6 protein-coding genes are annotated in these 10,814 nt (G+C 61.1%); 2 read left to right on the top strand and 4 right to left on the bottom strand.

The window, feature by feature from the left end:
• Positions 1 to 55 precede the first annotated feature (55 nt).
• From FB009_RS06055 to FB009_RS06040, 4 genes are all read right to left on the bottom strand, one after another.
• Positions 56 to 748 carry a LuxR C-terminal-related transcriptional regulator gene (locus FB009_RS06055; protein WP_011970001.1) on the bottom strand — a complete coding sequence of 231 codons (693 nt, stop codon included), beginning with the start codon at positions 746 to 748 and terminating at the stop codon, positions 56 to 58.
• Between the two features lie 186 nt (positions 749 to 934).
• On the bottom strand, positions 935 to 4,150 hold the full coding sequence (locus FB009_RS06050) for a sensor domain-containing protein (RefSeq protein ID WP_011970000.1): 3,216 nt from the start codon (positions 4,148 to 4,150) through the stop codon (positions 935 to 937).
• Between the two features lie 277 nt (positions 4,151 to 4,427).
• Positions 4,428 to 6,848, bottom strand: a complete 2,421-nt coding sequence (locus FB009_RS06045) for a GcvT family protein (RefSeq protein ID WP_018210265.1) — start codon at positions 6,846 to 6,848, stop codon at positions 4,428 to 4,430.
• A gap of 238 nt (positions 6,849 to 7,086) precedes the next feature.
• Positions 7,087 to 7,974 (bottom strand): LysR substrate-binding domain-containing protein, encoded by an 888-nt coding sequence (locus FB009_RS06040; RefSeq protein WP_018210264.1) that lies wholly within the window; start codon positions 7,972 to 7,974, stop codon positions 7,087 to 7,089.
• 231 nt (positions 7,975 to 8,205) lie between these two features.
• Between FB009_RS06040 and FB009_RS06035 the strand changes: the two genes are divergently transcribed.
• Positions 8,206 to 9,741: a trimethylamine methyltransferase family protein gene (locus FB009_RS06035; RefSeq protein ID WP_018210263.1), complete on the top strand. Its 1,536-nt coding sequence runs from the start codon at positions 8,206 to 8,208 to the stop codon at positions 9,739 to 9,741.
• Between the two features lie 7 nt (positions 9,742 to 9,748).
• Complete coding sequence (locus FB009_RS06030; RefSeq protein WP_018210262.1) at positions 9,749 to 10,741, top strand: GlxA family transcriptional regulator; 993 nt, start codon at positions 9,749 to 9,751, stop codon at positions 10,739 to 10,741.
• The last annotated feature ends 73 nt before the right edge of the window (positions 10,742 to 10,814 follow it).

The raw sequence follows: 10,814 nt of genomic DNA, 5'->3' as shown, positions 1-10,814 counted from the left end.
TCAGTACGTCCTGGCGTGCATTCGCGCTATTCGTCCGGAAGACCTAGAGGGCGGCCTATCCATGCGGTCTACTTTCCGTCATAGGCAGGAGGCGCGCCCCGGCGGCCGCCGCTTCCTGGCGGTTCCTGACCCGCAGGCTGCGAAAAAGGGCCGCCATATGGATTTTCACTGTGCCCTCGCCAAGTTTCAGCTTGCGGGCGATTTCCTTGTTGGAGAGCCCCTGCACAAGGAGTTGCAAGACCTCGCGCTGCCTCGGCGTGAGGAACTCGATTGTACGGTGGCTTCCTTGCGGGGCTTCCCCAACGCGCGCGGGAGGCTTGGCTTCTTCGGCCGGCGACACGCGGCCTGCCATGGAGGGAGGGACATAGACGGAGCCGTGGAGAATAGCGCGAACCGCCTCGGCGAGATCGGTGGCTCCGAGCCCTTTGGGGACATAACCGTTTATGCCCTCCGTAAGCGCCGACAGGATGTCCGATCTGCGAGATGATGCCGAAACGACGGCAACCTTCAAATCCGGACGGACGTCGCGCACGGCAGCAAGGCTCGCAACACTTTGCATACCCGGCATCGCCAAATCGAACAATGCCAGCGAAACGTCTTCGCGTTCGGAAAGTCTTTCGATCGCTTCGTCGAGTGTGCCGGTCTCGATGATCTCGTTGAAATGCAACTTGCTCTTCAAAATGAAGCCAAGCGCGATCCTGAAGAATTCATCGTCATCAGCAATAAGTGCGACGCCTGAGGCATTCATTACGCGTTCCCCGCTCGCTGGCCACGCTTAAAGGGCTTCCGAGTTCGGCTAATCGACGTGCAACTAACGATCGTTCAAGCGAATGAGTTCCCGTCCTTTCCATCAATGAACGGTAGTATCTCGATTGTGCCACACACGCGCCGCGACGTGTAGGGCTAATTCCTGCCCGCTCCAATGCACCGTGATCTAAAGCACGCCGTCGGCGATCAGCCTGGAAATTTCCGCGGCGGGCAGGGGACGGGAGAAGAGATAGCCCTGAACCTCGTCAAACCCTTCCGAATTCACGATCGCCAACTGATCCTCGGTTTCGACGCCCTCGACCGTTGTCGTCATGCCGAGGCTCTGACCAAGGCCGGCGACTGCCTTGACGATCGCAAGCGATTCCCTGCCGTGCGGCAGATCCCGCACGAAAGCCTGATCCACCTTGATCTTGTCGAACGGAAAGCTGCGCAGGTAGCCCAGTGAAGAATAGCCCGTGCCAAAATCGTCCATCGCGATCTTCACGCCGAGCCTGCGCAAGTCCTGGAGCAACTCAAGATTATGCTCGCTCTCATCCAGGAGAACCGTTTCGGTGATCTCCAGTTGCAAGCGAGCGGGATCAAGGTGAGAGGACGACAGCGCATTGGCGACGGCTCCCACGAGATTGCGGTGCTTGAACTGGACAGGGGAGAGGTTCACCGCGACGCTCACACGTTCCGGCCACCGCGCGGCCTGACGGCATGCCTCATCCAGAAGCCATTCTCCGATTAGCACGATCGCGCCGGTTTCTTCTGCAATTGGAATGAATTCCGACGGTGCGATCATCCCTCGCTGTGGGTGCCGCCATCTCAACAGTGCCTCGCAGCAGCTCACGCATCGCGACTCGAGGTTCACCAGAGGCTGATAGTGCAGCTCGAACTCTCGATTCGCCAGGGCGTCGCGCATCGCGACCTTCATCTGCTGGTGTGCTTGGAGCTGCGCGTGCATGGCCACGTCGAACAGTCTATAGGTGCCACGGCCGCTCGACTTGGCGCTGTAGAGTGCGATGTCCGCCGCCTTGATCAACTCATCTGCGGATGTCCCGTCTTCCGGCGCGAAGGCTATACCGATGCTGGTTCCGACGGTGGCTGCGGCGCCCTCGATGCTGAAGGGTTCGGAAAGGGTATCGATCAGCCGCTGTGCGAGGTGGAAGGCCTCGTCACGTGATTTCGCCAGGGGTTGTATGATCGCGAATTCGTCACCCCCAAGACGCGCGACGGTTTCCGTCGTCCTGACGGATTGAATCAGTCTTTGAGAAACCTGCCGCAACAAAACGTCGCCAGCGGGATGGCCCAGCGTGTCGTTGATGGCCTTGAAGCCGTCGAGGTCCAGGCAAAGCACTGCCATGCGCGCATGACGGCTCTCATTCAGCGCCTGCTCGAAGCATTCGCGGAAGAACATTCGATTTGGAAGGCCCGTGAGCATGTCGTGCCGTGCCATGTGCGCCAACTGCTTCTGGGCCAGAAGCGTGTCCTCCTCCGCCCGCCGCCTCTCGGTTATGTCCCGGCAGAAGATGGAAATACCGTCTTGCGTTGGAGAGGCGTTTGCTTCAATCCACCGGCCGAGGGATGGCAAATGATCTTCGAAAAAGGAGCGGACACGTCGCTCCATCACTTCCCTGCAATGTTTGGCGAAGTTCCCCATTTCCTCTTCGGGAAACAGCTTCCAGAATTTCTTGCCGAGGGCCTCGTCCCCGATCTGCAGGAGCTTCTTGGCGTTCTCGTTGAGATAGCGGACGCGCCAGTCCGCGTCGAGCAGCATGACGCTGTCCATCGTGCTCTCGAGGACCGAGGAAAGCTGGCTGGCAGCCGCTTCGGCGTGCTTCTGGGCACGGCTGATCTCGTCGCTTGCAAGCTTCGCGTCGGTAATGTCGCGCCAGATCGAGAGGATTCTGGATGGCTTTCCCAGGTTGTCCGTGATCGGGGCTGCGATCACGTCCATGCATCTTTCTTCACCTCCGGCATCCCGAACTGTGATCTCGAAACGAGCGGTCTTGCCGTGTCGGACGCTTTCCCAACCGGCCTCGACCTTATGGGCGTCCGAGGCCCGCCCGATGGAGTCCCATGTCTGCCCCGTTATCGGCGCGTCTTCGTTCAGCCCGAAAATGCGGCGGCCCGCCTCGTTCATGAGCAGGGGCCGTCCCTCCAGGTCGAGCACGCGCACGCAGTCCGGACTGCTGTCGAAAATGCTTCTGATAAACGCCTGAGCTTCCTGCTGCGCTATCTCCCCGGCTCGGCGATCCGTGATGTCGAGAACGGATCCCACATAGCCGAGGAACGTTCCGTCGGCCGAAAAGCGGGGTTGTCCGACATCGATGACCCAGGCCCAACTTCCGTCAGCCCTTCGCAGCCGGTACTCACTCCGCGTCGGTCCCTTGCCGGCAGTCGCCTTGAAGAATATTTCCTGGACTGCCTGCCGATCATCGGGATGGATGACATCGACCCAGCCGAATCCGAGTGCCTCGGCCTCCGTCTGTCCGGTCGTCTCCAGCCAGAGGCGATTGAAAAAACTCGTGTCGCCCGTTGGGTCGGCGACCCAGATCATCACGGGGGCATCGTCGGCGATTGCGCGAAAGCGAGCCTCGCTTTCGCGCAAGGCATCGGCGGCGCGCCTCCTTTCGTCGACATCTTCCAGAAGGCCGTACCAACGCACTATTTTTTCGTCGGCGTCGCGCTTTGCGGCGGCGCGAGCGCGGAACCAGCGATATTCGCCGGTCATGGTCAGAAGTCGATATTCCCAGTCTAAAGGCGTGCCGTTCGTTAGGGACCGGCGCCACGCATCTTGCAAAGCACCTGCGTCCTGCGGATGAACGGCTTTCGCCCACCCTTTGCCGAGCGTCTCTTTTTCGCCCAGCCCTGTCAGTTCGCTCCATCGCGGCCCGACCTCCAGCACCTCTCCCGCCCTGTCTGCAATCCAGGGAACCTGCGGATGAAGGTCGACCAGGGAGCGGTAGTGCTCTTCGCTTGCCCGGAGGGTCTCTTCGATCCCCCGCAGTTCGGTGATATCCACGATCGTCACGACCACGAACTTCTCCTCGGTCGAACCCGTGGGGATGCTCACGGGTCGCTTTTTCGTCAGGAGCGTCCGTGAGGTGCCATCCGGTGTCGTGATCTGCTCTTCGATCTCGTGACCTTCGCCTGTGGAAAGCACCACCCTGTCCAGCGCGACGATCTTGTCCGCCTGCTCCGTCGGTAACAGGTCGTGGTCGGTTCGCCCGAGGAGCTCATTGCGATCTTTGTCGAGAAGGAAGCATGCGGCTTCATTGATAAAGACGAAGCGCGATCCGGCATCCTTGACGATGACCGGTTCGGCAACGCCATCCATAAGGTACTGGAACAGATTATAGGATCTACGGGAGGGCCCTTCAGGCGTCGGTGCGTTCATGTCACTGCGCCCGAACCGGTGAGGTGCTGTATCGCATTGGAAGTAAAGCCCCCCTGGGTTGTGCAACCTGGATCAACTGATCGCGTCTGCAAATTGTTCCCTGGAGAATGACGCAGCCGCTGGATCGCGACGTCATCAGGCTGGATCGACTTAAAGACATGAACGTGAGCGATTCCGATAAGTCGAGACGCGGGCTGCGGCCGGCAAACCCCACAGTTTCCTCATCCGGTTTTAAACGGAGCTCGCGTCCAGAAGCAGAACGGCAGCGCGTCGGCCGCTACATACGAAGTCTTTCGCCTTTCGGGTCGAAGGGCGGATGTTCCAGAATGGTAGCATTATGGGGCCGACCGAGAATGGCGACGCTCACCCGGTCGCCGGCCTGTGCCATATCGGCCTTTATGTAGCAGAGGGCGAGCGACATGCCGACTGTATAGCCGTAGGCGCCGGATGAAACCTGTCCGATCGGGGTGCCGTCGTGGAGAAAGATCGGCTCGCCGCCGGTGGCGTCTGCATCGTGGACATCGATCGATACGATGGCGAGCTTCTGCCTCGGGCGCTCCGCGGCAATTTTCTCATAAGATGCTTTGTTCAGGAACGCTCTCTTTTCGAGTTTGATCAGCCGGTCGAGCGCGCATTCCTGCGGCCAATATTCCGGCGAGTATTCGCGGCTCCAGCTGCCATAGCCTTTTTCGATTCGAAGCGAGGCGAGCGCGCGTGAGCCGACCGGCCCGGCGCTGAGGTCCCTGCCGACCTCCAGCAGCGCCTCATAGAGCGCGACCTGCCGGTCCGCGTCGCAATAGAGCTCCCAACCGAGATCGCCCGTGAAGGAGACGCGTAATGCGATGACATCGATATCAGCGACTCGCATCCTGCGCGACCGCATGAAGGGGAAGCTTTCGTTGGAAAGGTCCTCATTCGTAAGGCGCATCAGCAGTTTACGTGATTTCGGCCCGGCAATGTTGAAGGCGCAAAGACGCTCGGTCATCGGCGTGAAGCTTGAACCCTCGGGAAGCGGCACCGCATTGAAGAAGCGCTGATGATAGCGCTCCGCCATGCCGGAGCCGAAGATCATGAAATCATCCTCGCCGAGCTTCGTCACGGTGAAGTCACCCGCGATGCCGCCCCGCTTGCCGATGAGGGGCGTCAGGCAAGAGCGGCCGACCTGGCCGGGCATATGGTTGGCGAAAACCGCATTCAACCAATCCGAAGCGCCCGGTCCCTTCACCGAATATTTGGCGAAGTTCGAAATGTCGATAATGCCGGCGTTTTCGCGCAACATGCGCGCCTCGCGGCCGACGGGCCCCCACCAGTTCTGGCGAGTGAAGCCGATCGTCTCTTCCTTCGGATCGCCATCGGCGGAAAACCAGAGCGGATGCTCCCAGCCGAAATTCAGGCCGAACACGGCGCCCATCGCCTTCTGTTTCTCGTAGGCCGGACGGGTGCGGACGGGGCGGCCGGCGGCGCGCTCCTCATTGGGAAAGTGGATTTTGAAGCGATGGCTGTACTGGTCCTGCACGCGCGCCTTGGTGAAGGCCTTGTCGGCCCAATGGCCGAAACGCGCCATGTCCCAGCCGAACATGTCGAGGGATGGTTCGCCCTCGATCATCCACTCGGCCGCAAGCTTGCCCATGCCGCCCGACTGCGAGAAGCCGGGAATGATACCGTTGCAGCAGAAGTAATTCGTCAGTTCCGGCACCGGGCCGAAGAGGACGGCGCTGTCGGGCGACCAGATCATCGGTCCGTTTATCACCCGCTTGATGCCTGCGGTTCCGACGACCGGCACGCGGTCGATCGCGCGCATCATGTTTTCCTCGATGCGTTCGAGGTCGTCCGGGAAGAGTTCGTGGCCGAAGCTTGATGGCGTGCCGTCCTCGGCCCAGAAGCGCATGTCGCGCTCATAGGCGCCGATCAGCAGACCCAGCCCTTCCTGCCGGAGGTAATACTCGCCGTCGCGGTCGGCGACCGAGGGAAGCCGGCGGTCGAGCGCGGCGACCTCGGCTATGGTCTCGGTCACGAAATACTGGTGCTCCGTCGGCATCAGCGGAAGTTCGATCCCTGCCATGGCGGCAACCTCCCGGCCCCACAACCCGGCGGCATTGACGACCCATTGCGTGCGGATGTCGCCCTTCGGCGTGCGTACAATCCAGCTGCCGTCCGCTTGCGCCTCCGTGCCGGTGACCGGCGTGAAGCGGTGGATTTCGGCGCCGCGCCGGCGTGCGCCAGCGGCATAGGCCATCGTCACGCCGGACGGGTCGACATTGCCGCCCTCCGGCTCGTACATGATACAGCGGATGCCTTCGAAATCGACAAGCGGATGCAGGCGCTCCGCCTCGTCGCGCCCGATCTCGAAGAAATTCATGCTGTAGCGGCGGGCCTTGGCTTCCTGGAGGCGAAGCTGGTGCTCGCGCGCCTCGCTCTGCGCAAGGTAAAGCGAACCCGGCTGGAAGATGCCGCAGCCTTGCCCGGTCTCTACCTCCAGTTCCTTGTATAGCGCCATCGTATAATGCTGAAGCAGGCTGATATTGGTGGAATCGTGCAGTCCATGGATATTGGCCGCCGCATGCCAGGTCGACCCGGACGTCAGTTCGCTCCGCTCGAGAAGCACGACATCGGACCAGCCGAGCTTGGTGAGATGGTAAAGAATGGAACAGCCGATGAGACCGCCGCCGATAACGACCGCTTGAGCGTGGGAGCGCATGAAAATCCAGCCTCGAAAAAATGACCTCTGCCATCGGCGGATATCTGCCGCCGCGGCTCCAGTTTAGGGACGGGCCGTTTTTTGCAAAGCGGCGCAGAGCAGGAAACCAGCCCCTTTCGTCATCGGATGAACAAATAAAACGAGGTCATTGATCTCGCAATTTTCGTTTGTTGCCGGATGGGTTCCGGCTAGGCTGAAATCGGCCATTTGCCGAATGTCGAGCCGGCGGGCGAACCGATCAGCCGGTCACCTTCTGAGCCTCGGCGATGATCCAGTCGCGCACCTTCGAGACCGTCGTTCCTTTCGAAGCCTGCCCGTCGGCGAGATAATAGTTCCAGGCGCTCCTGGGCCGGATATTGAACGGCTCCACGAGCAGGCCGCGATCCACATAGGTTCGCGCGAGCGAATGGGTGGTGACGATGCAGCCGGCGCCGCTCGCCGCCATTTCCAGTGCTATGTTGGTGGAGTTGGTCGAAAGCCGCTTTTCGTTAGCGGATGCGTCGATGCCAAGCGCATCGGCCATCTCCTGCCAGAACTCCTGCCGGCCGTGCACCGCTATCCAGTTGGAATTCAGAACGTCAGCCGGCGTCTTCAGCGGGTTCTGCCCATGAACGAGTTGCGGCGCACACAGAAGTACAAGCCTGTCGTTCCACAATTGCATACCGTTTGCCGGCATGTTGTCGAAGCGGCGGATCGAAATGAGAATATCGGCGATTTGCTCGGTCGAATCCTCCCATATCGTGCCGTGCAGTAGAATTTCGACGTCGGGATGTTTCCTGCTGAACCCGGCGACGCACTTTGCCAGCCAGTTTTCAGCAAGGCTGGTCGGGCAGGAAATGACGACGGTCTTGTTGCGCGCCGACGCAAGCACCGCTTCCGTGGCGAAATCGATCTGGTTCAATGCCTGGCGCAGTGTGGGAAGAAACGCTTCCCCCATCTCGGTCAGCTTGAGGCTGCGCGGATAACGGATAAAGAGCTGACGGCCGAGATATTGCTCGAGCGCGCGCACGTGATTGCTGATGGCGGCCTGGGTATAGCCCAGTTCCTCGGCGGCCTCGGTGAAACTGAGATGCCGGGCGGAGCACTCGAACGAGCGAATGTAGTTCAATGGCGGCGGCGGCTTCATTCGAAAGTTCCCCTTTGCCCCATGCTATTCGGGCCCGTCCGGAACTTGCAAGATGCAAGCATGCCATGACATGGTTTTTTTTGGCCATTGCCGCCGAAGTTATCGTGTGAAGACCGGGGCGCGATTGTCCATAGTTCGAGTGAGGCGGAACTTTAAAAAAGCGCAGGATTCCAGAAGCCGGGCTTGTCATTGTCCAGGCGGTCAGGATCTCGGCATGAAAGGCAGTTCTCAATGAGTGGCAGACGCGGCGGCGGGCGGCGATCGCGGGCGATACGGGGCGGCGACGGTATATCGCAACTGCCGTGGCAGGAGGTCGTCAACAGCTATGCCCCGATGCAGCTTCTCGACGAGGAGCGTATCGAGGCGCTCCATCAAAACTCGATGCGCATTCTCTCCGAGATCGGCATCCGCGTCATGAGCGAAAAGGCAATGACGCTGTTCGAAAGGGCGGGCGCGATCGTCGACCGCGAGAACCTGATGATCCGCATCGATGAGTCGATCGTCGAAGCGGCACTGGCCACGACGCCGTCATCCTTCACGCTGACCAGCCGCAACCCGGAAAAACGACTGACGATCGGCGGCAATACGATTGCCTTCGGCCTGGTGGCGGGCCCTCCGAACGTGCACGACCGGGTCAACGGCCGGCGGCAGGGCAATCTCGCCGATTACCGGAATTTCACCCGTCTCGCCCACCACTTCAACGCGATCCACATTCTTGGCAATCAGGTCTGCGCGCCGATGGAGCTGCCCGCCAACGCGCGGCACCTCGACACCTACAACGCCAATATCACGCTCAGCGACCTCTGCTACCACTGCACCGCCATCGGGCGCGGGCGCGCGGTGGACGGCATCAACATGATGGCGATCTCGCGTGGCATCAGCGTCGAGGAGATGCGCCATTCCCCCGGTGTCATCACGATTATCTCGGTGAATTCGCCGCGCCTCTTCGACGATGCGATGGCAGACGGGCTCATCGCCATGGCCGAGCACGGGCAGCCGGTGACCATCACGCCCTTCACGCTGATGGGTGCCATGACGCCGGTAACCCTTGCGGCCGCACTCTGCCAGCAGAATGCCGAGGCATTGTTCGGTGTGACGCTTGCCCAACTGGTCAATCCGGGTACACCGGTCATGTACGGTGCGTTCACCTCCAATGTGGACATGCGCTCCGGCGCTCCGGCCTTCGGCACACCGGAAAACGCCAAGGCCAACATCGTTGCGGGCCAACTTGCCCGGCGCTACAAGCTTCCCTACCGCACATCGAACGCCAATGCCTCCAATGCCGTCGATCTTCAGGCGGCCTACGAGACGGAGATGGCGACCTGGGGCGCTGTGCTTGGTGGCGCCAACCTCATCTATCACGCCGCCGGGTGGCTCGAAGGCGGGCTGACGGCGTCTTATGAGAAGCTCGTCCTCGACGTGGAGATCCTGCAGAACATGATGGGCTTCCTGGAGCCCATGCCCTTCTCCGAGGACGATCTCGGTTTCGACGCCATCAAATCGGTACCGGCCGGCGGGCACTTTTTCGGCTCCGAACACACGATGGCTCGATATGAGACGGCCTTCTATCAGCCGATGCTGTCCAACTGGCAGAACTACGGCAGCTGGCAGGAGGCCGGCGGCCACGATGCCCTGGAGCGCGCGACCGGCATCTGGCAGCAGGCCTTGCGGGAGTATGAGGAGCCGGTGCTCGACCCGGCTATCCGGGAAGAGCTCGATGCCTACATGATCAAGCGGCGCGCGGAGATCGGGGCGGGCGAACCTTGAGGGGCAGATGAGGGATACGCAGGAGATCCGCTTTGCGGTTCTGATGTTTCCGAACTTTCCGCTGATGGCTTTCAGTTCGGTCATCGAACCGCTGCGCGCGGCCAACACGCTCTCCGGCAGGCGCTGCTATTCCTGGGTCACGGTCGCCGCCGGCGAGAAGGTCACGGCCTCGAACGGCATCCGCATCGAGCCCGATTTTGCTGTGCGCAACGCACCCGAGGTCGACCGCATCGTCGTGTGTTCGGGCGGCGACGCCGAGCATCTCGTGGCGGACGACGAAATGGCTTGGATCCGCAAGAACCTTCGCTCCGGTGCGCAACTCGGCGCCGTGGCCGATGCGGCCTTCTTCCTTGCCCGCAAGGGCCTTCTCGACGGACATGTATGCACGCTTCACTGGACCAGTCAGCCGGCGTTCAAGGAAGCGTTTCCGCATCTCGACATGCGCTCGGACCTCTATGTGGTCGATCGCCGCCGCTTCACCTCGGTCGGCGGCGTCGGCAGCCTCGACATGATGCTGGATATGATCGGACGGGATTATGGCGCCGAGCTCGCCGACGCTGTCGCGGGTTGGTACATGCACAGTCCTTTGCGGCCGAATGCCGACAGGCAAAAGCTGACCTTACGTATCCGAAGCGGTATCGTCGACGACCTCGTCCTTTCCGCAGTGGCGATGATGGAGGATGCCATCGAGGACGTGCTGCGGATCGAGGATCTGGCCGCCCGGCTGAACGTCTCTTCCGACAAACTCGAGCGCGCCTTCAAAGCCGCGCTGGGTGTGTCGCCCAACAGCTATTATCGCAGTCTGAGGCTTGGTCATGCCGCAGACATGTTGACGCATTCCAATCTCAAGGTGAACGAAGTCGCCGTCGCCTGTGGGTTCGCGAACGCCGCGAACTTCTCCCGTGCCTTCAAGGAGCAGTTCGGATACGTGCCGCATAGCGTCCGCCGCCGTATCTCGCGGGCCGGCGAGGCGCCGCGCGCGGTTGCGGGGCTGAAATAATGACCGTGTACGGATTCCGGCATAGACTCTGCGGAATTCGCGCAACTGTGCGCTCCGGCTATTCTCCATTCTG

This window comes from Sinorhizobium medicae, from assembly GCF_007827695.1.
Lineage (GTDB): Bacteria > Pseudomonadota > Alphaproteobacteria > Rhizobiales > Rhizobiaceae > Sinorhizobium > Sinorhizobium medicae.
Note: the sequence above shows the minus strand (reverse complement) of the source record. Positions and strands in the feature narration are given on the sequence as shown.

What these genes read in the sequence shown, in the direction of transcription:
- FB009_RS06055 (WP_011970001.1), bottom strand. Translation starts at nt 748, where the DNA reads ATGAATGCCTCAGGCGTCGCACTTATTGCTGATGACGATGAATTCTTC.
- FB009_RS06050 (WP_011970000.1), bottom strand. Translation starts at nt 4,150, where the DNA reads ATGAACGCACCGACGCCTGAAGGGCCCTCCCGTAGATCCTATAATCTG.
- FB009_RS06045 (WP_018210265.1), bottom strand. Translation starts at nt 6,848, where the DNA reads ATGCGCTCCCACGCTCAAGCGGTCGTTATCGGCGGCGGTCTCATCGGC.
- FB009_RS06040 (WP_018210264.1), bottom strand. Translation starts at nt 7,974, where the DNA reads ATGAAGCCGCCGCCGCCATTGAACTACATTCGCTCGTTCGAGTGCTCC.
- FB009_RS06035 (WP_018210263.1), top strand. Translation starts at nt 8,206, where the DNA reads ATGAGTGGCAGACGCGGCGGCGGGCGGCGATCGCGGGCGATACGGGGC.
- FB009_RS06030 (WP_018210262.1), top strand. Translation starts at nt 9,749, where the DNA reads ATGAGGGATACGCAGGAGATCCGCTTTGCGGTTCTGATGTTTCCGAAC.